The following is a 24,637-nucleotide window of genomic DNA, read 5'->3' as shown; positions in this document are numbered from 1 at the left end:
CGGCCGGGCGTCATCGGCCCGCCAGGTCGGCGACCGTCACCGCGGCCGGCTCGATCACGGCGAGCACCGGCCCCGGCAGGACCCCCAGCAGCAGCGCGCCGAGCAGCAGCGGCGCCACCGCCACGAGCTCGGACGGGCGGACGTCGACGAAGCCCACCGACTCCCCGCGCGTCCTCCCCGTCAGCACGCGCTGCAGCGCGCGCAGGAACAGCGCCGCGGTGAGCAGGATCCCCACGAGCGCGACCGCCGTCCACGGCACCGCGGCGATGGAGCCGGCGAAGATCTGCAGCTCGGCGACGAAGCCCGAGAAGCCCGGCAGCCCCAGCGAGGCGAACGCCGCCACCGCCAGCAGCACCGCGAACCGCGGCGCCGTGCCCGCCAGGCCGCCGAAGCGGCCCATGTCGTAGGTGCCCGCCCGGCGCCGCAGCACACCGGCCAGCAGGAACAGCGCGCCGGTGATGAGGCCGTGGCTGACCATCTGCGTCGTCGCGCCCGTCACCGCGAGCGCCCGCGCGTCGGCGTCGCTGCCGCCGACCACGCCCGCGGCGCCGACGGCGACTACGACGTAGCCCATGTGGTTCACCGAGGTGTAGGCGACCATCCGCTTGAGGTCCGTCTGCGCGAGCGCGACGAGCGCGCCCCACACCACCGAGACGACGCCGACCGCGATGACCACCCACGCGAAGGACCGCCAGGCGTCGGGGAGCATCGGCATCGCGATCCGCACGAACCCGTACGTGCCCATCTTCAGCAGCACCCCGGCGAGGACGGCCGAGCCGACCGCCGAGGCGTCGGTGTGCGCGGGCGGCAGCCAGGTGTGGAACGGGACGGTCGGCGTCTTGATCGCCAGGCCGACCACCACCGCCGCGAGCACGAGAGCGCCGGTGACGCCGGCGCCGACCAGCGGCGGGTCCGCGGCGATCTCGACCATGTCGAAGGTCCCCGACGCGACGTAGAGGCCGATGAACCCCAGCAGAAGCACGAGCGAGCCGAGGAACGTGTAGAGGAAGAACTGCAGCGCGCTGCGCCGGGCGTCGCCGTGCCCCCACCCGGCGATGGCGAAGTACATGCCGACGATGGACAGGTCGAAGAAGAGGAGGAACACGATGAGGTCGGAGGCCGCGAACAGGCCCAGGCACGTCGTCTGGAGGAAGAGGAACAACGCGGCCTGGGTGCGCGGGCGCCGCTGCTCGCGCAGGCCGTAGACGGCGCACGCGGCGAAGACGACGGCGGTCAGCGCCACCAGCGGCAGCGAGAGCCCGTCGAGGCCCACGTGGTAGCTGATGCCGACGCCGACGATCCACGGGACCTGCTCCTCGAAGGCCAGCCCGCCCGGCTCCGGCGTCTCGTAGAGCCCCCAGAGGACGGCGACGAGCACGACCTCCACGAGGCTGACGCCGACCCACGCCCACCGGGCGAGCGCGTCGGGCATCCCCCGCGCGAGCGCAAGCACGACCGCCGCGAGCAGCGGCACGAAGATCACCAGGCTGAGCACGCTCACCTCAGGGAGACGTAGAGGACGAAGGCCAGGCCGCCGGCGCCGAGGACGACGACGGCCTGCAGGTAGTAGGTGTGCAGCTGCCCGCTCTGGGACGAGCGGGCCACCGCGCCGAGGCGGCGGGCGCCGCCCGCGACGCCGTGCACGGCGGCGTCGACGCCGCGGTCGAGCCGCGTGGTCAGCCCTGCGAGGCCGCCGGTGCCGCGGACGGCGCCGCGGACGCCGCGGTCGAGGCCGTCGTCGAGGGCGCCGACGCCGCCCGCCGTGCCGACGACGCCGCGGGCCAGCGCGGCGGGAGCGCGCCCGAGGCCGTCGTCCGCGCGGGCCGCGGCCTCGGCGGCGCGCAGGGTGGCGCGCACGACGGCGTCCGTCGCCGCCCCGAGGCCGAGCCAGGCGCGCGCCCAGGCCGGCTCGGGGAGGCGGTCCGCGCGGACGGCCACGACGACCGCGGCCAGCGCCGCGACCGCGACCACCCCCGAGACGGCGAGCTCGAGCGCCCCGGCGCCCGCGCCGGCCTCCTGCCCGAGGACGCCGGCGAGCCGGCCGACCTCTGGCGGCAGCCCGAGCACCGCCAGGCCCAGCGCCGCGAGCGCGAGGACGACGAGCGGCGCCTGCGCCAGGCGCGGCACCTCGCGGGTGCCGGGCTGCTCGTCGTCCCAGACGTCGCAGACCTGGTCCGCCTGCTCCGCGCCGTGCGGCCGCCGCAGCACGACCACGAGCACCTTGCCCGCGTACGCCGCCGACAGCGCCGCCCCGAGCAGCCCGACGGCGTAGAGCGCCGGCGAGGTCTCGAGGGCGACGTGGAGGACGGCGTCCTTGGTGCTCCACAGCGCGAACGGCGGGACGCCGGCGAGCGCGAGCCCGCCCATGATCACCGCGCCGCCGACGAGCGGCCAGATCCCCGCCGCCCCGCGCAGCCCGGCGAGCCGCTTGGTGCCGAGCGCCGTGAGCCACGCCCCGGCGACGAGGAAGAGCAGCGCCTTGACGCCCGCGTGCGCCACGAGCTGCGCCGTCCCACCCGTCACCGCGCCGACGCCCGCGGCGAGGACGACGAACCCCAGCTGCGCGGCGGTCGAGGCGGCGAGCAGCTGCTTGAGGTCGCGCTGGGCGAGCGCGACGACGCCGAGCGCCACCGCCGTCACCGCGCCGACCCACGCGGCCGCCGTCGCCGCCCACCCGGTCGCGGCGAGCAGCGGCTCGACCCGCAGCAGCAGGTACCCGCCCATCGCGACCATCGCCGCGGAGTGCAGCAGCGCGCTCACCGGGCTCGGGCCCTCCATCGCGCGCGAGAGCCACCACGAGAACGGCAGCTGCGCCGCCTTGCCGAGCGCCGCGACGAGCAGACCGCCGGCGACGACGTCCCGCCAGCCGGGCGGGAGGGCGGCGAGGTCCGCCACTCTCAGCCCGGTCCCGGACCCCAGCAGCCCGCCGCCGACGGCGCCCGCGACGGCGAGGTAGAGCCCGAGGTCGCCGGCGCGGGTGGTGAGGAACGCCGTCGTGCCGGCGCCGACGCGGGTCTCGTCGCGCCACCAGAAGCCGACGAGCGCGTACGACGCCGCGCCCATCACCTCCCAGGCGAGCAGCAGCGCGGGCAGCGTCGTCGCCGTCACGGTGAGCGCGACGGCGGCGGTGAACAGGAGCATGAGACCGGCGAAGCGGGCCCGGGCCTCGCGCACGTCCGCCGCCGCGAAGACCAGCACGAGCAGCACCACGGCCGCGACGGCGACGAGGACGACGGCGGCGAGCCCGTCCACACCCAGGCCCAGCGGGGCGCCGGCGAGGAAGCGTGCGGACGCGCTCGGGCGGGTGGCGGCGACGACGCCCGCGAGCCCGAGCACCGCCGCGGCGGTGGCGACCGCGAGCGGGAAGGCCGCGCGGTCGGCGGCGGCGCGGGTGCGGCGTCCGCCCGTCGTCCCGGCGAACGCGAGCAGCGTGCCGACGGCCGCGGGGCCGAGAACCAGCAGAGCGAGGGCCGGCTGGGCGGGCGTCACCGCTTCAGCTCCGCGGCCATGTCGGTCATGTCCGCGCCGGACGCGCGATGCAGCAGCAGCGCGACGGCGAAGCCCATGGCCATCTCCACCGTCATCGCCGCGAGCACGACGACGAGCAGCACCTGCAGGCTCGGCTCCGGCGCGGTGAACCACCAGAAGCCCGCCGCGGCGAGGACGACGCCGTTGAGCATGAGCTCCAGGCCCATCATCACCATGACGACGACCTGCTGGGACAGCGCGCCGTACAGCCCCACCGAGAACAGCGCCGCGGCGAGGACGAGCACCACCTCGAGGGTCATCGCCGGCCGCCCTGCTTCGAGTGGCCGCAGAGGTCGTCGCCGAGCCGCTCGTACCGGCCGTGCGCCTGGGCGAGGACGACGCCGGCGACGATCGTCGCGAGCATCACCGGGCTCACGACCATCATCACGAGCATGTGGTCGCCCATGAGGGCGTCGCCCAGGGAGTACGTCGTCGCCCCCGGGCCGGTCGGCGGGGCGGAGGGTCGGGGCGGCCAGTCCACGAGCAGGATCCCGACGGTCAGCAGCACGAAGCAGCCCACCGCGGCGCCGACGGCGCGGCGCCCGTCGTGGACCATGCTCATCGGCATCAGCGCCGGGTTCATCCCCATGAGCATGACCATGAAGACGCCCATGACGGCCATCTCCATGAGCATCATGAGGACGACGACGACGCCCACGTAGTCCAGGTGCAGCGCCACGACGGCCGCGCCGACGGCGACGAAGGACGCGGCGAGCAGGTACGTCGCGCGCGCCATCGAGTCGACCTTGAAGACCAGCGCGCCGGTGACGACGGCGACGACGCCGAGCACGATGACCGCGACGCCCCTGAGGACGGAGAGGTCGGGCAGGGGCGCGTCGAGGACGGACTGCAGCGTCACGAGCGCACCACCACCACGACGGAGACGACGAGCAGCTGCAGCAGCGCCGCGGGCAGCAGCACCGTCCAGCCGACGGCGAGGAAGCGGTCGGGGCGCACGTCGGGCAGCCTCCGCCGGACGACGACGAGCACCGCCGCTAGCACCGCCGTCTTCACGAGCACCCACAGCCAGCCGGGCAGCAGCGGCCCGGACCCGCCGCCGAGGAACAGCGGGACGGCGAAGGCGGCCCCCGCGACGAGCAGCCCCGCACGCCCGGAGAGCACGAGCAGCCGGTCGACGCCGGACAGCTCCCCGAGCACGCCCCCGCTGATCGCCGGCCCGCCCGCCGGGGAGAGCGGCCCGCGCACCGAGAAGGCGAGGACGCCGGTGCAGTAGACGAGGAAGGCGACGGGCATCCAGACGACGTACGGCACTGCGCTCTGGGAGGCCGCGACGTCGCCGACCCGCAGGCTGCCCGCGGCGACGGCGGGCGCGGTGAGGGCGAACATCAGCGGCAGCTCGTACGCCATCGCCTGCGCGAGGAAGCGGTAGCCACCGGTCAGCGACCAGATCGCGTTGGGCCCCCAACCGGCCAGCCAGACGAGCACCCACACGAGCACGTCGACGGCGTTGAACCAGACGACGCCGACGCTCGCGTCCGCGAGCACCCACGCCCCCAGCGGCACGACGGCGACCATGAGCAGCGGCGCGACGACGAACCCGCCCACCGCGACGTGCCGCAGCAGCGTGTCGGCGGCGACCGTCGTCCGGCGGCGCTGGCGCAGGAGGCGGGCCGTCTCGACGAGGGGGTGCTGCGCGCCGACGGACGCCGGGCGGCCGGCGGCCCGGGCGGCGAGGGCGCCGTCGAGCGCGGTGACGCCGAGCGCCGCCACCCCGAGCAGCAGCGCGGCGGGGAGCACCCACGGCGCGGCCACCTGCACGACGTCACCCATGGGCGTGCCCGTGGTGCGCGTGCTCGTCGCTCGCGTCGTCGCTGTCGTCGTCGCTGTCGTCGTCGCGCGGCGCGAGGGCGGCGAGGTCGTCGGCGTCGAGCGCGTCGGTGCGCAGGTCGAGCGCCGCGACGAGCAGCCGCGCCGTCACGACGTCGACCCCGACGAGCCGCTCGGGCAGCGCCTCGAGTGCCGCGCGGGTGCGGCGTCCCGGGTCGTCGTCGTGGGCGTCTGGGTCGAGGAGGTCCAGCAGGAGCGTCCGGACGTCGTCACGAGTCCGACACTGCCCGTCGAGTCCGACGTCGCGCAGGTCTCCGGGCGCTGAGGCCTGGGCAGCGTCGGACTCGGCGCCGGACGTCGGACTCGACGTCGCGACGTCCCCTGCACGCAGAGCCCACGCCAGCACCCGCGACCGCTCCACCCGCCCCCGGACCTCCCCCACCCCCCGCAGATAGTCGTCGAAGTGCTGTGAATCGCCCTCCTTCTCGACATGAAGTCGTCGAAGTGCGCCAAGGGAAGGGGCGCCCTCCCCCGCACCGTGTCGTCGACGCGCCCCAGAAGGGGCCCGCCCTCCCGCACTTTGTCGTCGAAGTGCGAGGGAAGAGCGCTCCTGGTGACGAGTAGTCGTCGAAGTGCGAGAAGAAGGGCCGCCGGAAGGGGCGGTGGAGGAGCCGACGTCTATGACGGCGTCGCGGAGTCGGACGGCGCGCGCGGCGAGGTCGACGGCGCCCGCGAGCCTCAGCACCTGCGCCGCGGCGTCGAGGCGTCGGGCGACGTCGTCGACCGACCCGGGCTCGACGGCCGGCCCGCGCGCGCCGCCCGGCAGCACCTCGACCCGCCCGCGCACGACGACGTCGCCCGACAGCACCGTCCGCAGCACCAGCCCCGCGGGCCAGCACGGGAGCACCGGCCCGAGCGGCACGCGCAGGACGTCCATCTCGAGGCCGTCGCGCAGGTCGTCCTCCCCGCCGGCGAGCTCCATCCCGCCGGGGTGCATGTCGTCGCCCGGCGCGAGGTCCTCGGGCGCCAGGCCGCGGGACGCCGCGTCGGCCCGCTGCGCGTCGTCGTCCCCCAGGGACACCGCGAGCGCGTCCAGCACCCCCGCGACGTCCTCCACCGCTCGCACGGACGCGCGCGCCCGTGGCCCCGGCAGCTGCGCCCACGTCCGCCCGAGCACCTCGTCCCAGCCGCCGCCCGGTACCCCGCACACGACCAGCGCGTCGGCGTCGGCCGGCGAGGTCGCCTCGCGCCAGCCGCGGGCGGTCAGCGCCCGCTGGACGGCGACCCGGACCGCCCACCCACCGGGCACCTCGACGAGCAGCACGGCGGCCCCCCGCAGCGCCCACCGCGCCAGCAGGTCCCTCACTGCCACGAAAACGCTCCCTCGCGCCGCGCCCACACGACCCCGAGCACGAGCACGGCGAGGAAGACGAACATCTCCACGACCGCCGACACCCCCACGTCGGCGACGACCAGCACCCACGGGTACATGAAGAGCATCTCGACGTCGAAGGCGAGGAAGACGACCGTCGCCGGGTACCAGCGCGCGTGGTACCGCGAGAGCGCGTGCTCGACCGGGTGCCACCCGGACAGCCACGGCCACGCGGTGAGCGCGCGCGGCGCGACGGCGGTGACGCGGTGGACGGCGAAGGCCCCGGCGACGGCGACGCCCCCCAGCACGAGGACGGCGAGCAACCCGGCCCAGCCCGAGGTCGCCCCTGCACCCGCCACGCGCCACCTCCTGGGACGATCACCAGCGACGGCCGGACGCTACACCCGGACGATCGCACGGATGTTCGTGCCAACCCGAGCCCGGAGGTGACGTGGCCGACCACGCCCACCCTGTCGACGCCGACCGCGTCGCGCGCGCCAGGACGCGGGTGCCCACGCGCGAGGACGCCGTCGCCGTGGCCGAGGTGCTCACCGTGCTCGCCGACCCCACCCGCGCCCGGGTGCTGCACGCGCTCGACGCCGTCGAGGAGCTGTGCGTCGGCGACCTGGCCCTCGCCCTCGAGGCCAGCGAGGACGCCGTCGGCTACGCGCTGCGGGTGCTGCGCGGCGCCGGCCTCGTGAGCAACCGCAAGGTCGGCCGCGTCGTCTTCTACCGGCTCGCCGCCGGCTTCCCCGAGCCGCTCGCCGAGCACTGCCTGCGGGCGCTCACCGACCTCTCCCGACGGAGCGGGACCGGCGGGTCGACGCCGTGACACGGGTCGCGCCCGTCGACGTCCGCGACCCGGAGGTCCTCGCCCTCGTCGACGCCCTCACCGCCGAGCTGGCGACCGGCGGGTACGCCGAGGACGAGACCTTCGGCTACACGGCGGAGCAGCTCGCCGCCTCGGCCGTGCACCTCCTCGGCGCCCGCGCCGAGGACGGGACGCTCGTCGGCATCGCCGGCGTCGAGCTCGACGGCGCAGGCGGCGGCGAGCTCAAGCGCTTCTACGTCGCCCCCGCGCACCGCGGTACCGGCGTCGCGGACGCGCTGCTCGAGGCGCTCGTCCCGCACGCCCGCGCCCATGGCGCCGACGTGCTGCGGCTCGAGACCGGCGACGCCCAGGCCGCCGCGCTCCGCTTCTACGCCCGGCACGGGTTCCGGCCGGTCCCCCGCTTCGGCCCGTACGTCGACTCCGCGACGTCGGTGTGCCTGGAGCGACGCCTCGGCCCGTCCTGACGACGGACGACCGACGACGCTCAGCGTCCCAGCGCCGTGCAGACGCAGACGCGGTTGCCCTCGGGGTCGGCGAGCACGGTGAACGACGGCGCCGGCCCGTCGTCGACGACCCGCGCCCCGGCGGCCACGGCCGCGGCGATGCGCTCGTCCGCGACGTCGTGCGGCACCCACACGTCGAGGTGGAAGCGCTGCCGCGGCGTCGCGTGCGCGTCGGTGCCCTGGAACCACAGGAGCGGGACGCGGTGCCGGGGGTCGGCGACGTCGTCGCCGTCCACGGCATGGGCGTCACCGGTGAGCAGGGCCGCCCACACCGGCCCCTGCGCCGCGAGGTCGGCGGTGTCGAGGGCAACCTCCACCTCGGCCAGCAGGTGCGGCTGCGCCGTGGCCCCGTGCTCGGCCGCCAGGTCGCTGACCCGCCGGGCGAGCCGCAGGTCACGGGAGGTGACGCGGCCGACGTCGTGGCTGACGAGCGCGACGTCGACCTCCCGCCGGCGCAGCGTGACGTCGGGGTGGTGGTCGAGCTCCTCGGCGGCCGCGACGACGCCGGCCAGCAGCGCCGCGCCGACCGTCATGTCGGCGGTGCGGAACCGCGCGTGCAGGCCGGAGGCGAGCAGCCGCCAGTCCTCCAGCCCCGCGTCCGCCACGTCCTGGACCGTGATGCCAGTCACGACCCCGGAGCATCCTCGGGGTCGCGGCGGCACGCCAGAGGTGCAGGCCCGCCGACGTCCTCGCCCGCGCTCAACCCGGGGCCGCGGCCCGACCCAGCGGCGTCGTGATGACGCCGGACCCCTCCGTGCCCTCGAGCAGCGCGCCGAGCCGCTCGGCCTGCGCCACCAGCCCTCGTCGGGCGTCGTCCGCGACCGGCACGAGCAGGTGCAGCCGGAGCTCGCCCGACGGTCCGCGGGTCCAGCCGCCGACGACGCGGCCGTCGACCCAGGCCGTCGGGCCCGCGTTGCCGTTGCGGTCGAACAGCTGCGGGCCGAGGTCGCCGAGGTACCAGCCGCGGCCCTTCCACCCCATGACCGTCGGGTCGAGCACGGGCAGCAGCGCCACCCACGGGTCGGCCGCGCCCACCGGGTCGACGTCGTCCGGCAGCAGCCACCCCAGCCGGTCACCGTCGAGGGTCACGACCACCGCGCCGAGCTCGTCGAGCGCCTGCCGTGCAGCGGCTTTCGTCGCGCCGAGCCACCAGACGACGTCCTCCTCCGTGCCGGGGCCGAAGGCGGCGAGCCAGCGACGCACCAGCTCGCGGTAGCCCGCCGCGGCGTCGAGCACTGGCGGCGGCCCGCCGACCGGGTCCAGCCACGCCGCCGTGGGCAGCCACCGCGGCCGCGAGGTGCGCCACCCGCCCTCGTTGCGTCCGCGCAGGACGTCTCCCGTGGCGCCGAGGTGGGTGAGCACGCGCGAGCCCGTCCAGCTCGCGGAGGGCGCGACGTCGAGCCGGACCTGCAGCTCGGGGACCCGTTGGCGCACCTGGAGGGCGAGCAAGCCGTCGGGCTCGTCGGCCAGCGCCGCGAGCACCGCGGCGCGGGCGCGCCCCAGCCAGACCTGGCCGTCGTCGGCCAGACCGGCCCTCTCCACGTCCTGCGCCATCCGCAGGCCCTCGGTCCGCGCCACGCGGGCCGCGGCGGACGGCCACAGCGCCCCGAGCAGGTCCCGCGGCGCCGCGAAGAGCGTCCGCCGCATGGCGAGCTGCTTGACGAGGGTCCGGTCCGTCGCGAGCGCGCGGTCGACCTCCGCGACGACGTCGACCCCGTCCGGCATCCGCGCCCAGCAGGACAGGTGCACCGAGCCGGGGTCGGTCGCGTGCAGGACGACGAGCGCCACGGCGACCTCCTCGGGCGTCGCCCGCGGCGCGGCGAGCGCGTGCCGCACCCCCAGCCGGGCGCGCCGCTCGTCGTCGTCGACGTGCCGCACCACCGGACGCCCCTGCGCCCCGTCGCGCCCGCTCGTGGCCATCCGGCCCTCCTCCCCGCGCCGGCTCGCGGCGCACCCGTCGTCGACCGCGTCGCCGCAGGCCTGTGGCGCACAGCATCCCGGGACGACCCGGGGATCAGCCGCCGTACGGCGCCGCGACGTCGAGCACCCAGGTGATGCCGAAGCGGTCGGTCACCATGCCGTACAGCGGGGAGAAGCCCGACGGCGCCAGCTCCTCGCGGACGTGCCCGCCCTCGGCGAGCCCGCGGAAGTAGCGGGTGATCTCGTCCGCGTCGTCCCCGCGCACCGACATGAACAGCCGGTCCTGGCCGGGGTCGTACCCGCGCGCCGGCTGGACGTCGTAGGCCATGACCGAGAAGCCCGCCGGGGTGGCGACCTGGCCCCACTTCACCTGCTCGGGCACGACGCCCAGGTCGGCGTCGCTCTCCTGGGGCAGGTCGGCGTAGGTGACGACGACCGGCTCGCCGCCGAAGACCGCCGCGTAGTGCTCGAGGGCCTCACGGGCCTGACCGCGGAAGTTGAGGTGGGCGGTGGTGGTGACGCTCATGGGGTCTCCTCCGTCGTCCTCGGGGCCCTACGCCCCGAGGTGCGAGATGCACTCTGCCGGGGGTTGCGGTCAGGTTCTGGCCTAGAAGCAGGGCAGTCTGGGCGCATGAGCGGGACCCCCGGACGCCTCCTGTCCCTGCTGTCCCTGCTCCAGGCGCGCCGCGACTGGCCGGGCCACCTGCTCGCCGAGCGCCTCGAGGTCAGCCCTCGCACCGTGCGCCGCGACGTCGACCGGCTGCGCGAGCTCGGCTACCCGGTCCGGGCGACGACGGGGCCGGACGGCGGGTACCGCCTCGCCGCCGGCGCCGAGCTCCCGCCGCTGCTCTTCGACGACGAGCAGGCCGTCGCGCTCGCCGTCGCCCTGCGGCTGGCGACGGCGAGCGGCGTCGGCACCACGGACGCCGCCTGGCGGGCGCTCGCGACGCTCCGCCAGGTCCTGCCCGCACGGCTGCGGGCGCGCGTCGACGCCGTCGAGGCCACGCCGCTGCCCACGGCCGGTGCCGCCCCGACGGTCGACCCCGAGGTGCTGCTCGCCGTCTCCGCCGCCGTCCGCGCCCACGAGGTGCTCCGGTTCGACTACGCGTCGCCGTCGCCGCGGCCCGCTGAGGACGGGGCGGGGGCGAGCGCCGAGCACGGACCCGTCCCCGCCCGCCCGCCCCGCCGGGTGGAGCCCCACCACGTGCTCGCCCGGGGCGGTCGCTGGTACCTGCTGTGCTGGGAGTCAGTGGTCAGCACGGGCGCGGCCAGCAGAGGGGCGGGCGGCACGGGCGCGGGCAGCACCGGCGACGGCGACTGGCGCACCTACCGCCTCGACCGGATGTCGCCCCGCACGCCGACGGGGCCACGGTTCGTCCCGCGCGAGGTGCCCGGCGGCGACCCCGGCGCCTTCGTCGCCGCCCTGTTCCGCGGCTCGCGCGACCCCGGCGGCTCCGGGGCGTGGCCCTGCCGGGGCGAGGCCGTGCTCTCCGCCCCCGCCGCGGACGTCCTGCCGTACGCGCGCGACGGCGTCGTCGAGGCGCTCGACGAGGGCCGCTGCCGGCTGCGGACGGGCTCGTTCTCCTGGACCGGCCTGGCTGCGTCGCTCCTCCACCACGGGGTCGCGGTGGAGGACGTGCGACCGGCGGAGCTGAGGGCGGCGTTCGCGGCGCTCGCCGGTCGGTGCGCCGACGCGGCCGGGAGCGGGACCCCGACGGACGCCTGACAGCCCTGCCGCACCGGCCGAGTCCGACGCCGCGCAGGAGCAGAACCTCTGACGACCTGCGCGACGTCGGACTCGACGGTCACCGGGCTCGACGTCACCGGGCTCGACGTCACCGGGCTCGACGACGTCGGGTCAGCCCGCGTCGAGCAGCTCGCGCATGGTCGCGATCTCGGCCTGCTGCGCCGTGACGATCCCCTCCGCGACCTTCCGCACCCGCGGGTCGCCGGAGCCGTCGAGGACGTCCTGGAACATGGCGATCGCCCCCTCGTGGTGCTCGACCATCATCGACAGCCACGCCCGGTCGAACTCCGTGCCGGACAGGGACTCCAGGGAGGTCATCTCCTCGGCGCCCATCATCCCGGCCATCCCGGTCGCGCCGTCGCCGTGGTCCATGCCGCCCATGCCCGCCATGCTGTCCTCGGTCGCCCCGGCGGACGGCAGCGGCTCGCCGTAGGCGGCGAGCAGCGCCGTCATCTCCTCGACCTCCGGCTGCTGCTCCGCACGGATCTGCTCGGCCAGGGCGACGACGTCCGCGTCCTGCGTGCGCCCGTCCACGAGCGCCGCCATCTCGGTGGCCTGCTCGTGGTGCGGGACCATCCCCTGCAGGAACGTGATGTCCGCCGCCGAGGCGGAGGGCGTCGACGGGACCGGGGTCGACGGCGAGGGCGTCGTCGGCGTGCCCGCCTCGCCGTCGTCGCCGCAGCCGGCGAGCGCGAGGGCGGCTCCGAGCAGCAGGGCCGCCGAGAGCGCGACAGCGCGGGTGGCACGGCGTGCTGGGGTGCGGTGGGCCGTCGGGGTGCGGTGGGTCGTCATGGTGCTCGTCCTCCGGTGCGGTGCGAGAGCGCGTCCCGGGCGGAACGCGGTGTGCGGGTCGGCGCCGGGCGCAGGAGCGCCGGCGCGGGACCTGTCACACCCGCCAGAGGCAGAGCCGGGTCCGGGACAGGTGGACCCACGGGGGCACGGTGACGAGCGGCGCGGCCGACGGCTCGGAGGCCCGGACGGCCCGGCCCGGGCCACCCGGTCGCGAGGCCGGCCAGGGCCGCCGCGCCACCAGCGCGGCCCCGAGGACGACGCCCGCGCCGACGACGGCGAGGCACAGGTGCAGGAGGGAGCCCGCACCGTCGTCCGGGTCCGCGCCGTCGGCCGACCCGACGACGGAGGCGTCGACGTCCCCGGCGCCGTGACCGAGCGGGGCGACCTGGACGGCGCCCGCGGCGTGCGCGGCGTGCACGGCGTGCGCGGCGTGGCCGGTGCCGACGGCGTGCATCCCCGCCACGCCGAGGACGGCGGCGAGGACGAGCACCAGGCGCAGCGGCGCGAGGTGCCGTGCCACCGCAGGACGGCGACGCCGAACCGCTCGTTCTCGCACGACGACGTCACCTCCTCGACGGGGACGAGCAGAGCCTACGGGGTACCCCCCGGGGGTACGCGGCCGGGTCCGCCCGTGGGCGGCCCGGCGGCGACCCGGGCCTCCGGTCGTCAGCCGGCGACCCCGCCGAGGGCCGTGCCGATGAGGTAGGTCGCGACCATCGCCGCGCTGCCCCCGACGACGAGGCGCAGCACCGCGGTCCGCACCCGCGAGCGGCCGAGGCGAGCGCTGACGGCCCCGGTGACGACGAGCGCCACGAGCACGGCCAGGAAGGTCGCCGGCACCCGCGCCGACGGCGGCGGGAGCAGGACGGCGAGCAGCGGCAGCACCGCGCCGACGGTGAAGGCCAGCGCCGACGCGCCGGCGGCCTGCCACGGCCGGCTCAGCGCGTCGGGGTCCAGCCCGAGCTCGACGTCGACGTGGGCTGCGAAGGCGTCCTGGGCGGTGAGCTCCTCGGCGACCTGGCGCGCCGTGCCCGGCGTCAGCCCCTTCTGCTCGTAGAGGGCGGCGAGCTCGTCCAGCTCCTCGTCCGGCGTCGTGGCGAGCTCGCGCCGCTCCTGGGCGAGCAGCGCTGACTCACTGTCGCGCTGGGTGCTGACGGACACGTACTCGCCGAGCCCCATCGAGACGGCGCCCGCGACGAGACCGGCCGTCCCCGCCGTGAGCAACGTGCCCCGGTCGGTGGTGGCGCCGGCGACACCGACGACGAGCGCCGCCGTCGAGACGATGCCGTCGTTCGCGCCGAGCACGCCCGCCCGCAGCCAGCCGAGACGTGACGGACCGCGGCCGTGGGGTTCGTCGTGCCGACCGTCGTCGGCGGGGTCATCCCCCGGTGGCACTCGCTCGACGTCGGGCTCGGGTGCGCTCACGGCGGACGGCTCTCCTCGGGTCGGGACGGTCGCGGGGCGTGGCACCGGAGGGGACGTCGGGCGGCGTCGTCGCCAGGTCAGGCCCCACTCTGTCCCCGTGCTCGCCGGAGCGATGCGGCGGCCTCGGCGTCGGCCTTCTGGGACGGCGTCCCGCCGGCGGGGAGGTCCCGCGCCCGAGATGGACGACTGGTCCTTGCCGTCCCCTTCGCCCACCCCTAGCGTCACCGCGTCGAGCCGGTGCGGCGCCTCGCCCCGGGAGCGCAGGACGAGAGGTCAGGACCGATGCCCTTCCCCCGCTGGACCGCCCGCCGCGCCGGGTCGCTCGCCGCCGGTCTCGCGACGGTCACCGCCGTGGTCGCGGCCTCGACCCTCGCGGCCCCGACGGACGGCACGGCGAGCGCCCCGGAGCGCCCCCGCGGCGCCGACTGCTACGCCGAGGGCGCGGCCCTGACCGTGGAGGAGCAGCGCCTCGGCCTGCCGCTGCCCGGCGCGGACGCGGAGCCGGCCTCCCGCCGCTTCGTCGAGGCCGCCGGCTTCGACCGTCTCGTCGACCGGTTCCAGCGCCGGCTGTGCCTGACGGGACGCCTCGACATCGCCGACCAGCTGGTCCAGCAGTACGGCGCCGACCTGTGGCGGGCCGCCGTCGACCGGGCCCAGGGCCGGGCCGACCTCGGCACCATCGACCGCTACGACGACCGGCCGCTCTACTGGGCGCGGACCACGATGGCGCGGGCGCTGCGGGAGTGGCAGCCGCGGTTCGCGATGACCAGCCTGCAGCGGCAGGCGCTGGTCCGGCAGCTGTCCTACGCCTCGCGGGGCATCGACTCCGTGGCCTACCCCGCGGGCGAGGACGTCACGCGCGTCCTCGTCAGCGGCTTCGACACCTACAGCCTCGACTCCAGCCTGCGGAACTCCAACCCCTCCGGCGCCTCCGCGCTGCAGCTGGACGGTCGCACGGTGGAGACCGACGCCGGCACCGTCGTCGTGCAGGCCGTGATGCTGCCGGTGAACTGGAGCGACTTCGACCAGGGCATCGTCGAGGACGCCTTCGGGCCGTGGCTCGTCGGCGGCACGCCGGACGGCGGTCCCGGGGACCCGGCCGGCCCGGCCGCCGACGAGCGCGCCGACCTCATCATGACGATCAGCCAGACCGGCCGCGGCCGGATGGACGTCGAGCAGTGGGCCGGCGGCTTCCGCGGCGGGTTCCCCGACAACAACCGGGCCATCCAGTACGGGCCGGTCTCCGCCGCGGCGCTGTGGCCGCAGCCGCAGCCCTCGCCGCAGTGGATCGAGACGACGCTGCCGTACCAGGCGATGATCGACGCCGGGACGGGCCCGTGGCCGGTCGTGCTGCACGACGGGATCACGGAGTGGCCCGCGGGCACGTTCCCGGACCCGGGCTCCCTGCGCTCCGCCGCCGACCCCTCGCCCGGCTCGAGGGCCGCCAGCGCACCCGGCGGGAACTACCTCTCGAACGAGAGCATGTACCGCACCAACCGCCTGCGGCTCGGCGCCGGCCTGGAGGACCTGCCCGGCGGCCACCTGCACATCTCGTCCCTGGTGTACCCCGAGGACGGCAACGTGCTGACGAGCCCGGCGTTCGAGGCGGACCGCAAGGCCGTCGTCGACCAGACCGTCGCCCTCGTCGAGGCGGCCGGCAGGGCGGTGCAGCCGTGACGTCTGCCCGACGCACCGGCGCCCTCCGGCCCAGCGCAGCACCGGTCCCGCGCGAGGCGACCTGCAGAAGGCGCGGCAACAGAGCGTCACCGCAGGTCAGCGCGCCACGGCGGCTCGTCTCAGGGACTTCTGCAGGTCGCCTCGCGCGCAGCGTGAGGTGCGACGGGCACCGGCGCCCCGGCGACCGCCCCTCCCCCGGCACCGCGGGGGCCCGCACCACGGCAGGAGTCCCGTGAGCGACGCAGCACCGGATGCCGGTAGCGCACCGCCCCGTCCGTCCTCCTCGATGCGGGCGAGCACGCGCTCGACCCTGCTCGGCGCCATGTTCCTCATGGCGACGTCGTCCATCGGGCCGGGCTTCATCACGCAGACGACGACCTTCACCGCGCAGCTGGGCGCCGCGTTCGCCTTCGCGATCGTCGTGTCGATCGTCGTGGACGTCGCGCTGCAGCTGAACGTCTGGCGGGTGATCGGCGTCTCCGGCCGCCGCGCGCAGGAGCTCGGCAACCTCACGCTGCCCGGACTCGGCTGGGTCATGGCCGCCTTCGTGCTCGTCGGCGGGCTCGTGTTCAACGTGGGCAACGTCAGCGGCGCCGGGCTCGGCACCGACGCGATGCTCGGCCTCGACCCGCGGATCGGCGGGGCGGTCTCCGCCGTCATCGCCATCGCCATCTTCCTGTCCAAGCGGGCGGGCGTGGCGATGGACCGCATCGTCGTGGTCCTCGGCCTGGTGATGATCGCGCTGACGGTCGGCATCGCCGTCACTTCCGCGCCGCCGGTCGGCGAGGCGCTGCGCAACGTCGTCCTGCCCGAGGAGGTCAGCTTCCTCGCCATCACGACGCTCATCGGCGGCACGATCGGCGGCTACATCACCTTCGCCGGCGCCCACCGCCTCCTGGACTCCGGGGTGTCCGGCCCGGGGCGCGTGCGCGACATCACCCGCAGCTCGGTCACCGGCATCGTCATCACCGGCGTCATGCGCGTCGTGCTCTTCCTGGCGGTGCTCGGCGTCGTCGCCGGGGGCGCGACCCTCGCGGCGGACAACCCGCCGGCGTCCGCCTTCCAGCAGGCGGCCGGCGACGTCGGCCTGCGCGTCTTCGGCGTCGTCTTCTGGGCGGCCGCGATCACCTCGGTGATCGGCGCGTCGTACACGTCGGTCAGCTTCATCACCTCGCGCACGCGGACGTCGGAGCGGGCCCGCACCCTGCTCGTCGTCGCCTTCATCGTCGTCACGACGACGGCGTTCGTCGTCGTCGGCGCGGCACCCGCGACCCTGCTCGTCTTCGCCGGCGCCTTCAACGGCCTGCTGCTACCGCTGGCCATCGGGGTCGTGCTGTGGGTGGCCTGGCGCCGGCCGGACCTGCTGCAGGGCTACCGCTACCCGCGGGGGCTGCTCGCCGTCGGCGGTCTCGCCTGGCTGCTGACGATCTACCTGGCCGTCCGTTCCTTCGGGGGCGTCGTCGGCCTCTTCACCGGCTGACACGCCCGTGCGCACCCCGCCCCGACCACGGACAGTGGGCTCATGACGACCGTCGACCTGAACTCCGACCTCGGCGAGGGCTTCGGCCGCTGGACCCTCGGGGACGACGACGCACTGCTCGAGGTCGTCACCAGCGCCAACGTCGCCTGCGGCTACCACGCGAGCGACGCCTCGATCATGCGGCGCGTGTGCGACGCCGCGGTGCCCCGGGGCGTCGCGATCGGCGCGCAGGTCGGCTACCGGGACCTGCCCGGCTTCGGCCGTCGCTTCGTCGACGTGGAGCCGCAGGCGCTGACCGACGACGTCATCTACCAGGTCGGGGCGCTGGACGGCTTCGCCCGCGTGGCCGGGAGCCGGGTCCGCTACGTCAAGCCGCACGGCGCGCTCTACAACGCGATCGTCCACCACGAGGAGCAGGCGGCGGCCGTCGTCGCCGCGGTGGTCGCCTACGACCCGGCGCTGCCCGTGCTCGGGCTGCCGGGCTCGGCGTGGCTGCGGCTCGCCGCGGAGGCGGGCCTGACGTGCGTCCCCGAGGCCTTCGCCGACCGCGCGTACACGCCGGAGGGCACCCTGGTGGACCGGCGCCGGCCCGGCGCGGTGCTGCACGACGCCGGCGTCGTCGCGCAGCGCTGCGTCGACCTCGCGACGACCGGCCGGATCACCGACGTCGAGGGCGGCGAGATCACCGTGGAGGCGGCCTCGATCTGCGTCCACGGGGACACCCCGGGCGCCGTCGACCTCGCGCGCCGGGTGCGGGACGCCCTCGCCGGCGCGGGGGTGGCGCTCGCGCCCTTCGCCGGGGACGCCCCGTCGGCGTGAGGCGGACGGCGTGAGGCTGCTGCCCTGCGGGACGAGCGGGCTGCTGGTCGAGCTGGACGCCCTGGACGACGTCCTCGCCCTGTACGCGGCGCTCGTCGACGACCCGCCGGTCGGGGTGGTCGACCTCGTGCCCGCGGCCCGCACGCTGCTCCTGCACGTCGACCCCGAGGGCGGCGACGTCGCCGCGGTGGGCGACGCGGTGCGGGCGGCGCGGCCGGAGCGGGGCGAGCGCGCCCGGGGTGGGCTCGTCGAGGTCCCGGTCGTCTACGACGGCGAGGACCTCGACGAGGTCGGCCGGCTCACCGGCTGGGGCGCGGACGGCGTCGTCGAGCGGCACACGGCGCAGGAGTGGACGGTCGCCTTCTGCGGCTTCGCGCCCGGCTTCGGGTACCTGGTCGCCGGCGGCGACCCGCCGGCCGGCGAGGCGTGGCAGGTGCCGCGGCGCAGCTCTCCCCGCACCCGCGTGCCGGCCGGCTCGGTGGCGCTGGCCGGGGAGTTCAGCGGGGTCTACCCGCGCGAGTCCCCCGGCGGGTGGCAGCTGGTGGGACGCACCGGGCTCGACGTCTTCGACCTGCGGCGCGACCCGCCGGCGCTGCTGGTCCCGGGAGCGCGGGTGCGGTTCACGGCGGTGGACGAGGTGGCCGGATGACGCGCGCGCTCACCGTCGTGGCGCCGGGAGCGCTGACGACCGTGCAGGACGCCGGGCGCACCGGGCTCGCGGCGCTCGGCGTCGGGCGGTCGGGGGCCTGCGACCGGGCGTCCTACGCGCTGGCGAACCGGCTGGTGGGCAACGACGCCGGCGCGGCGGCGCTCGAGGTGACGCTCGGGGGGCTGGTGCTGCGCGCGGAGCGGGACGTCGTCGTGGCGCTCACCGGGGCACGCTGCCCCGGCTCACCGCACGCCGCGGTGTCGCGGCTGCGCGCCGGCGAGGAGCTGCGCCTGGTGGCCCCCGAGGCGGGGCTGCGCACGTACCTCGCCGTCCGGGGCGGCCTCGACGTGCCGCCGGTCCTGGCCTCCCGGTCCACCGACGTGCTCGCGGGCCTCGGCCCGGCGGCGCTGTCGGCCGGGGACTCACTCGGCGTCGGGCCCGCTCCGGCGCGCTTCCCCGACGTCGACGTCGCGCCCGTCCCGGACCCGGCGGGCGGTGACGTCGTGGTCCGCGTGGTGCCGGGTCCACGTCGCGACTGGTTCGCCGAGACAGGTTGGGAGGCACTGACCTCCGGCTCCTACGCGGTGACGAGCGAGAGCAACCGCGTCGGCATCCGGCTGGAGGGCCCCGCCCCGGAGCGCGCCCGCGACGGCGAGCTGCCGAGCGAGGGCATGGTGCGCGGCGCCCTGCAGGTGCCGCCGTCCGGCGCACCGGTGCTGTTCCTGGCCGACCACCCGGTGACCGGCGGCTACCCCGTCATCGGCTGCGTCGTGGACGCCGACGTCGACCGCTGCGCCCAGCTGCGCCCCGGCCAGCGGCTGCTCCTGCGCTCCGCGTGACCACGAGTCGCCGGGTCGGCCGCACCACGACGCGGTAGAGCGCGTCCTCGTGCGGCCGGTCCCGTCCGAGGAGCGCTCCACCCGGCGTCCCCGGGCCGGGCGGCCTAGCGTGACGGACGTACCGGCCCGTGCCCCGAGCACCGACCTCGTCACCCACCCGGCGCGGGCCTCGACGAGCGGAGGGAACCACCCGTGGAGCACCGCACCCTCGGACGCACCGGCGTCCAGGTCAGCCCGCTGTGCCTCGGCGCCATGATGTTCGGCGCCTGGGGCAACCCCGACCACGACGACTCGGTGAAGATCATCCACCGCGCGCTGGACGCCGGGATCAACTTCGTCGACACCGCCGACATCTACGCGACGGGCGAGTCGGAGGAGATCGTCGGCAAGGCCCTGAAGGGCCGACGCGACGACGTCGTCCTCGCGACGAAGTTCCACAACGGCATGGGCGAGGACGTCAACGCGCGCGGCAACTCGCGGCGGTGGATCCGCCGTGCCGTGGAGGACAGCCTGCGCCGCCTGCAGACCGACCACATCGACCTCTACCAGGTGCACCGCCCCGAGCCGCAGACCGAGGTCGACGAGACGCTCGGCGCGCTCACCGACCTGGTCCGCGAGGGCAAGGTGCTGTACGTCGGCAGCTCGACGTTCCCCGCGCACGAGATGGTCGAGGCGCAGTGGGTCGCCGACCGCCGGGGACGCGAGCGGTTCGTCACCGAGCAGCCGCCGTACTCCATCCTCGCCCGCGGCGTCGAGGCCGACGTCCTGCCCGTCGCCGAGCAGTTCGGCATGGGCGTCATCCCGTGGAGCCCGCTCGCCGGCGGGTGGCTCACCGGCAAGTACCGCAAGGGCGAGGCCGCGCCCGAGAGCAGCCGCGCCGCACGGATGCCTGCCCGCTACGACCTCGACTCGCCGGAGAACCAGGCGAAGCTCGACGCGGCGGACGCCCTCGCGAAGGTCGCCGACGAGGCCGGGATGTCGCTCATCCACCTGGCGCTCGGCTTCACCCTGGCGCACCCGGCGGTGACGGCGCCGATCATCGGCCCGCGCACCATGGAGCAGCTGGAGAGCCAGCTCGGCGCCGCCGACGTCGTGCTGCCCGACGACGTCCTGGACCGGATCGACGAGATCGTCCCGCCGGGGACCACGCTGGCGGCGGCCGACGCGGGCTACGTGCCGCCCGCGCTCGCCGACGCCTCGCTGCGCCGCCGCCCGCGGCGCTGAGGGCGCGGGCGCCCCGCCGGCCGAGCGCGCGACGTCGACGACGTCGCACGGCGGGCCCGCCCCTGACCGAAGTCGGCGACGACGTCGAGACGGGCGCCCTCCCCCACCCGAAGTCGGCGACGACTTCGGGGAAGGGGGGCGCTCATCACCGAAGTCGGCGACGACGTCGAGGTTCTGGGGGCCAGGGGGGCGTCGATCAGGCGGGCGGACCGGCCTGCGACGCAGGAGGGCCCGCCACCGCGGCTGCGGTGGCGGGCCCTCTGGCGTGACGAGCAGGTTGAGCCCACGACGGCGGTCCGCTGGCCGCGGCGGCCGGGCAGGCAGGCGACGAGCGCGAGCGCCACGGCGACGGCGTCCTCGACGAGCGCCGCGGGGAGGTCCTCGTCGAACGGCGAGCTCTTCTTCGCCGCCCAGGTGCGCCACGCCAGCCCGGCCCAGGAGCCGGCGAGGGCACCGGCCGCACCGGCGGCGGCCGGACCGGTCGGGCTCGCGCCGTCCCGCGCCGCCAGCGCCGCCGCACCGGCGCCGCCGCCGAGCACCCGGCCGGCCAGCGGCCCGCCCTCGAGCCGGCTCGGCGTCTCGGGCTTCTTGTCCATGACGAGCTCGGTCGCCAGGGCCCCGAGCGCCCCCAGGCGCGCCAGCACGCCCGCGCCGTCGGGACGGGCGCCGGTGAGCACCGGGCCCGCCAGCGCCAGCGAGCTGCGCCCGCCCGTCGCGACGCCGAGCAGGAACGAGCGCCCGACGAGGCCCGCGGACGCCGGGCGCCGCACCTCGTCGCCGGGCTGTGGGGAGAGCGCCTCGACGGTGGCGTGCGTCGCGAGGCCGTAGGCGAGGTGCGGGACGGCGTCCGCGACCCAGTCGCCCGCCTGCCACTCCCGGGGGTCGCTGACGCCGAGCGCGGCCATCGCCCCGTCGGTCGTCGCCATGGCGAGGGCGCCGGTCGCGGCGCCGCCGAGGAGGCCCGGCACCCGGTAGCCCTTGCGGTGCGCCACGCTCGTGACGACGCCGACGGCCAGGCCGGTGAGGGTGCCCGACAACGCCCCGAGGGCGGTCCGGCGGTTCGAGCGCTCGTCGCGGGAGCCCGGGATCGTCCTGCCGAGGCGGTCGGCGAGGGCGTCGACCGTCTCCTCGGGCGCCGAGCTCGTGCCCCGGCCGCGCAGCAGCATGTCGGCGTAGGTGACGGTGTTGAGGACGGTGGTGCCGACGGCTCCGGCCGCCAGGCCTCTGCTGAGTGCGCTCATGGTGCTCACCGTCGCGGCGGGGGCATCGGTCGGCAACCGGGACGCCGGGCCCGGCGACCAGCGGCGGCGAGGCCGCGTCCCGTCCGGTGACGTGGGGTGACCTCCGGCCGCTGCGCACCGGCCGGTGTGACGGACGTCTCACGCTGGGTCACCCGATCGGGTGGCAGAGCCGAGCCCTGGAGGAGTAGACCCGCGACGGGGGTCACCGAGGACTCCCGCACCCTGTGCCCGAGGGTCGGGGCAGGGACCGCCCTGGGGGGTCTGCCATGGACGACCTGGCTCCACGCACCCGCACCACCGCTCCTCCGGCTCCGACGGGCACCTCGCCCGGTCCCCGCCGGCCGCACGCCCGCGTCGCCCGCGGCCGACCCCGCACGCCCGGTCTGCTCGGGGCCGCGGCGCTCCTCCTGCTCTCCGTGGCCGCGGCGCCCGCCGCCGCCGGGAGCGCCCGGGGAGAGCCGGTCGTCGTCGCCGAGGACCTCGTCGGCCCCCTGTCGCTGGAAGTGTCGCGGCGCGGGGACGTCGTCGTCGCCCAGTCCTTCGCCGGCCTCCTGACCACGGTCGACCGGACCGGACGACGGACCGACCTCCCCCTGCACCCGGGGGAAGAGGCCGCCGGCCTGTCGACGACCGGCGCGGGCGTCCTGCTGACGCACTCGGCGGGCGAGGGACCGGACGCCGTCGCCCTCCTCGAGCGCCGGGACCGTCGTGGCCGCGTCGACGTCGTCGCCGACCTCGCCGCGCACGAGCGGGCGACCAACGTCGACGGCGGGACCACGTACGGCCTGCGCGACACCTCTCGGTCGTGCCTGGACCAGCTGCCCGACGGCTTCCCCGGTCGCTACACCGGCGAGGTCTACTCCCACCCCTACGCGACGGCGCCGCTCGGCGGGGGGCGGACCGTCGTCGCCGACGCGGGCGGCAACGCCCTGCTCGCCGTCGACGCCCGCGGCCGGGTGCGCACGCTCGCGGTGCTGCCCGCCCAGCCCGCCGTCCTGACGGCGGACCTGGTGGCGGAGAACGGGCTGCCCGCGTGCACGGTCGGGCAGACCTACTGGTTCGAGCCGGTCCCGACGGACGTCGAGGTCGGCCCGGGCTCCGACCTCTACGTCAGCCTGCTGCCGGGCGGCCCCGAGGACCCCAGCCTCGGTGCCCGCGGGTCGGTCGTGCGGGTCGACCCGCGCACCGGCGCCGTCCGGACCGTCCTCGACGGGCTGCTCGGGGCCACCGGTGTCGCCGTCGGGGACGACGGGACGGTCTACGCCGCCGAGCTCTTCGGCGGACGCGTGGTCGCCCTCGACGCCGGGGCGCACGAGCGCCGCACCGTGCTCGAGGCGGACCTGCCGGCCGCCGTCGAGGTCTCCGGGGGGCGGCTCTACGTCACGACGCAGGTCCTGGGGCCTCAGGGGCAGGTCGTCCGCGTGGACCTGTGACCCCTGCGCCGGCCGGTCGGCGTCGACCGGCCGGCGCAGGAGGTCGGTCCGTCCGCCGGAGGCCGGGTACGCACGGTGGCCGCGCCCCGCCGCCGGCCCCCCGGGCACGGCGGGTCGGGCACACCCGGTGAGCGGGGCCCGACCCGGGCGTGAGACCCGCCGTCCGGCCCACGGACCGACGAACCACACGCGTGTACTTCTGCGCGACTGCGGCGCAGCGCCTTTCGTCGGCGGCGCGTCGGGACGTCCGGGGTTGTCACCATCCCGTGACATCACCTACGGTCGCCCGCGTCCCTGGTCGCAGCGCTCCCCCGTGCCGCTGCGGCCACCGACGGCGCCCCGAGGCGCCGGACGGACCGGACGGCCCGCCGCACCGGTGGGCGACGACCAGCGTGTCCGCCTGCGCCTCCCCGCCCGGCGGACGCCCCTTCGAACCGACGCAGGGCGGGACCGCGGGACGCACCGCGGGCGGCGCATGCGCGAGAGGCACCGTCATCACCACCTCCAGCAGCTCGACCGCCCCCGCCCGCCGCCGGCGTCTGCGCCGGCCGGTGGACCGCACCGTGCGTCGCCGCTCCGTCGGTCTGGGCGCCGTCGCGGCGCTCGCCGCCGCCCCGCTCGTGGGCCTCGTCTCCGCCGGCCCGGCCTCGGCCGCGACTGACTCCACGTGGAACCGGTTGGCCCAGTGCGAGTCCAGCGGCAACTGGAGCATCAACACCGGCAACGGCTACTACGGCGGGGTGCAGTTCTACCAGCCGACGTGGGAGGGCTACGGCGGCACGCGGTACGCCTCCCGCGCCGACCTCGCGACGCGCGAGGAGCAGCTCGCCATCGCCGAGAAGGTCCTCGACGGCCAGGGCTGGGGCGCGTGGCCGGCGTGCACGCAGCGCCTCGGCTACGGCGAGGCCGAGAAGGCCGGCTCGCCGACGCCTCCCGGCGGCGGCTCCTCGACCCCGGCCCCGCCCCCGCCGTCGTCGGACCCGGCACCCACCGGTGGCTCCTACACCGTCCGCAGCGGCGACACGCTGGGCTCCATCGCCGCCCGGTACGGCGTCTCGTGGCGCGCGCTCTACGCCGCCAACGACGACCGCATCTCCAGCCCGAACCGCATCTACGTCGGCCAGACGCTGCGCGTCCCCGGCAGCGGTGGCGGTGGCGGCGGGTCGAGCGCGCCGTCCGGCGGCAGCTACACGGTCCGCAGCGGCGACACGCTCAGCTCGATCGCCGCGGCCAACGGGACCAGCTGGCGCGCGCTGTACCAGGCGAACAGCGGCAGCATCTCCGACCCGGACCGCATCTACGTCGGGCAGACGCTCCGGCTGCCCTGAGACGTCGACGACGCGGGCCGCAGCGCGGCCCGCAGCACCA

At 76.7% G+C, this 24,637-nt stretch carries 25 protein-coding genes; 11 read left to right on the top strand and 14 right to left on the bottom strand.

Annotated features, from left to right (window positions below; translation table 11 throughout):
- Positions 1-10 precede the first annotated feature (10 nt).
- Genes WDZ17_RS00860 through WDZ17_RS00830 form a run of 7 tightly spaced genes read right to left on the bottom strand, consistent with a single transcriptional unit; the run spans position 11 to position 7,047 of the window.
- Entirely contained in the window at positions 11-1,495 is a 1,485-nt protein-coding gene (locus WDZ17_RS00860; protein ID WP_422631773.1) for a complex I subunit 4 family protein, read from the bottom strand.
- A gap of 2 nt (positions 1,496-1,497) precedes the next feature.
- On the bottom strand, positions 1,498-3,462 hold the full coding sequence (locus tag WDZ17_RS00855) for a proton-conducting transporter transmembrane domain-containing protein (RefSeq protein WP_422631772.1): 1,965 nt from the start codon (positions 3,460-3,462) through the stop codon (positions 1,498-1,500).
- A gap of 23 nt (positions 3,463-3,485) precedes the next feature.
- Entirely contained in the window at positions 3,486-3,788 is a 303-nt protein-coding gene (locus WDZ17_RS00850) for an NADH-quinone oxidoreductase subunit NuoK (RefSeq protein ID WP_339573234.1), read from the bottom strand.
- A complete protein-coding gene (locus WDZ17_RS00845) occupies positions 3,785-4,357 on the bottom strand; it encodes an NADH-quinone oxidoreductase subunit J (RefSeq protein WP_422631771.1) in 573 nt (190 codons plus the stop codon). Before WDZ17_RS00845 ends, WDZ17_RS00850 begins: the two co-directional genes overlap by 4 nt.
- A gap of 26 nt (positions 4,358-4,383) precedes the next feature.
- Positions 4,384-5,319, bottom strand: coding sequence for an NADH-quinone oxidoreductase subunit H (locus WDZ17_RS00840; RefSeq protein ID WP_339573232.1), 936 nt, complete (start codon positions 5,317-5,319; stop codon positions 4,384-4,386).
- Positions 5,312-6,688, bottom strand: a complete 1,377-nt coding sequence (locus WDZ17_RS00835; RefSeq protein WP_339573231.1) for a hypothetical protein — start codon at positions 6,686-6,688, stop codon at positions 5,312-5,314. Before WDZ17_RS00835 ends, WDZ17_RS00840 begins: the two co-directional genes overlap by 8 nt.
- The gene (locus WDZ17_RS00830) at positions 6,679-7,047 is read right to left on the bottom strand and encodes an NADH-quinone oxidoreductase subunit A (RefSeq protein ID WP_339573230.1); all 369 of its coding nucleotides are present in this window, start codon (positions 7,045-7,047) and stop codon (positions 6,679-6,681) included. Before WDZ17_RS00830 ends, WDZ17_RS00835 begins: the two co-directional genes overlap by 10 nt.
- 149 nt (positions 7,048-7,196) lie before the next feature.
- Between WDZ17_RS00830 and WDZ17_RS00825 the strand changes: the two genes are divergently transcribed.
- The gene (locus tag WDZ17_RS00825; RefSeq protein WP_339573229.1) at positions 7,197-7,520 is read left to right on the top strand and encodes an ArsR/SmtB family transcription factor; all 324 of its coding nucleotides are present in this window, start codon (positions 7,197-7,199) and stop codon (positions 7,518-7,520) included.
- Positions 7,517-7,984, top strand: a complete 468-nt coding sequence (locus WDZ17_RS00820) for a GNAT family N-acetyltransferase (protein WP_339573228.1) — start codon at positions 7,517-7,519, stop codon at positions 7,982-7,984. Before WDZ17_RS00825 ends, WDZ17_RS00820 begins: the two co-directional genes overlap by 4 nt.
- A gap of 20 nt (positions 7,985-8,004) precedes the next feature.
- Here WDZ17_RS00820 and WDZ17_RS00815 read toward each other — a convergent pair whose 3' ends face one another.
- The 3 genes from WDZ17_RS00815 to WDZ17_RS00805 all read right to left on the bottom strand — a co-directional run bounded on the left by WDZ17_RS00815 (position 8,005) and on the right by WDZ17_RS00805 (position 10,469).
- Positions 8,005-8,652 carry a 4a-hydroxytetrahydrobiopterin dehydratase gene (locus WDZ17_RS00815; protein ID WP_339573227.1) on the bottom strand — a complete coding sequence of 216 codons (648 nt, stop codon included), beginning with the start codon at positions 8,650-8,652 and terminating at the stop codon, positions 8,005-8,007.
- A 70-nt stretch (positions 8,653-8,722) separates the two neighbouring features.
- Positions 8,723-9,943 (bottom strand): winged helix DNA-binding domain-containing protein, encoded by a 1,221-nt coding sequence (locus tag WDZ17_RS00810; RefSeq protein WP_339573226.1) that lies wholly within the window; start codon positions 9,941-9,943, stop codon positions 8,723-8,725.
- Positions 9,944-10,037: 94 nt separating this feature from the next.
- The gene (locus WDZ17_RS00805) at positions 10,038-10,469 is read right to left on the bottom strand and encodes a VOC family protein (protein ID WP_339573225.1); all 432 of its coding nucleotides are present in this window, start codon (positions 10,467-10,469) and stop codon (positions 10,038-10,040) included.
- Positions 10,470-10,574: 105 nt separating this feature from the next.
- Here WDZ17_RS00805 and WDZ17_RS00800 point away from each other — a divergent pair, with 105 nt between their 5' ends.
- Complete coding sequence (locus WDZ17_RS00800) at positions 10,575-11,669, top strand: helix-turn-helix transcriptional regulator (protein ID WP_339573224.1); 1,095 nt, start codon at positions 10,575-10,577, stop codon at positions 11,667-11,669.
- 132 nt (positions 11,670-11,801) lie between these two features.
- On the opposite strand, the gene WDZ17_RS00795 is transcribed toward WDZ17_RS00800, so the two are convergent.
- The 3 genes from WDZ17_RS00795 to WDZ17_RS00785 form a co-directional block, all read right to left on the bottom strand.
- A complete protein-coding gene (locus WDZ17_RS00795; RefSeq protein ID WP_339573223.1) occupies positions 11,802-12,482 on the bottom strand; it encodes a DUF305 domain-containing protein in 681 nt (226 codons plus the stop codon).
- A gap of 94 nt (positions 12,483-12,576) precedes the next feature.
- On the bottom strand, positions 12,577-13,002 hold the full coding sequence (locus WDZ17_RS00790; protein ID WP_339573222.1) for a hypothetical protein: 426 nt from the start codon (positions 13,000-13,002) through the stop codon (positions 12,577-12,579).
- 146 nt (positions 13,003-13,148) lie between these two features.
- Complete coding sequence (locus WDZ17_RS00785; protein WP_422631770.1) at positions 13,149-13,877, bottom strand: VIT1/CCC1 transporter family protein; 729 nt, start codon at positions 13,875-13,877, stop codon at positions 13,149-13,151.
- Between the two features lie 312 nt (positions 13,878-14,189).
- Between WDZ17_RS00785 and WDZ17_RS00780 the strand changes: the two genes are divergently transcribed.
- The 6 genes from WDZ17_RS00780 to WDZ17_RS00755 all read left to right on the top strand — a co-directional run bounded on the left by WDZ17_RS00780 (position 14,190) and on the right by WDZ17_RS00755 (position 20,595).
- Positions 14,190-15,584: a PA0049 family protein gene (locus WDZ17_RS00780; protein WP_339573220.1), complete on the top strand. Its 1,395-nt coding sequence runs from the start codon at positions 14,190-14,192 to the stop codon at positions 15,582-15,584.
- Between the two features lie 286 nt (positions 15,585-15,870).
- Positions 15,871-17,064 (top strand): NRAMP family divalent metal transporter, encoded by a 1,194-nt coding sequence (locus tag WDZ17_RS00775; protein WP_422631769.1) that lies wholly within the window; start codon positions 15,871-15,873, stop codon positions 17,062-17,064.
- A 42-nt stretch (positions 17,065-17,106) separates the two neighbouring features.
- Positions 17,107-17,883, top strand: coding sequence for a LamB/YcsF family protein (locus WDZ17_RS00770; RefSeq protein WP_339573218.1), 777 nt, complete (start codon positions 17,107-17,109; stop codon positions 17,881-17,883).
- A gap of 10 nt (positions 17,884-17,893) precedes the next feature.
- Entirely contained in the window at positions 17,894-18,532 is a 639-nt protein-coding gene (locus WDZ17_RS00765; protein WP_339573217.1) for a 5-oxoprolinase subunit B family protein, read from the top strand.
- Complete coding sequence (locus WDZ17_RS00760; RefSeq protein ID WP_339573216.1) at positions 18,529-19,371, top strand: 5-oxoprolinase subunit C family protein; 843 nt, start codon at positions 18,529-18,531, stop codon at positions 19,369-19,371. Before WDZ17_RS00765 ends, WDZ17_RS00760 begins: the two co-directional genes overlap by 4 nt.
- A gap of 192 nt (positions 19,372-19,563) precedes the next feature.
- On the top strand, positions 19,564-20,595 hold the full coding sequence (locus tag WDZ17_RS00755; protein ID WP_339573215.1) for an aldo/keto reductase: 1,032 nt from the start codon (positions 19,564-19,566) through the stop codon (positions 20,593-20,595).
- Here the strand turns inward: WDZ17_RS00755 and WDZ17_RS00750 are convergent.
- Positions 20,541-21,836 (bottom strand): hypothetical protein, encoded by a 1,296-nt coding sequence (locus tag WDZ17_RS00750; RefSeq protein WP_339573214.1) that lies wholly within the window; start codon positions 21,834-21,836, stop codon positions 20,541-20,543. The two genes, WDZ17_RS00755 and WDZ17_RS00750, sit on opposite strands and share 55 nt — an antisense overlap.
- Before the next feature lie 266 nt (positions 21,837-22,102).
- On the opposite strand from WDZ17_RS00750, the gene WDZ17_RS00745 reads away from it, so the two are divergent.
- Together WDZ17_RS00745 and WDZ17_RS00740 are read left to right on the top strand one after the other, a co-directional pair.
- Positions 22,103-23,269 (top strand): ScyD/ScyE family protein, encoded by a 1,167-nt coding sequence (locus WDZ17_RS00745; protein WP_339573213.1) that lies wholly within the window; start codon positions 22,103-22,105, stop codon positions 23,267-23,269.
- A gap of 563 nt (positions 23,270-23,832) precedes the next feature.
- Positions 23,833-24,597, top strand: coding sequence for a LysM peptidoglycan-binding domain-containing protein (locus WDZ17_RS00740; RefSeq protein WP_339573212.1), 765 nt, complete (start codon positions 23,833-23,835; stop codon positions 24,595-24,597).
- The last annotated feature ends 40 nt before the right edge of the window (positions 24,598-24,637 follow it).

Source organism: Pseudokineococcus basanitobsidens (assembly GCF_037482545.1).
GTDB lineage: Bacteria > Actinomycetota > Actinomycetes > Actinomycetales > Quadrisphaeraceae > Pseudokineococcus > Pseudokineococcus basanitobsidens.
The sequence above is the reverse complement of the archived record's forward strand: the minus strand, read 5'-3'. Positions and strand labels throughout refer to the sequence as shown.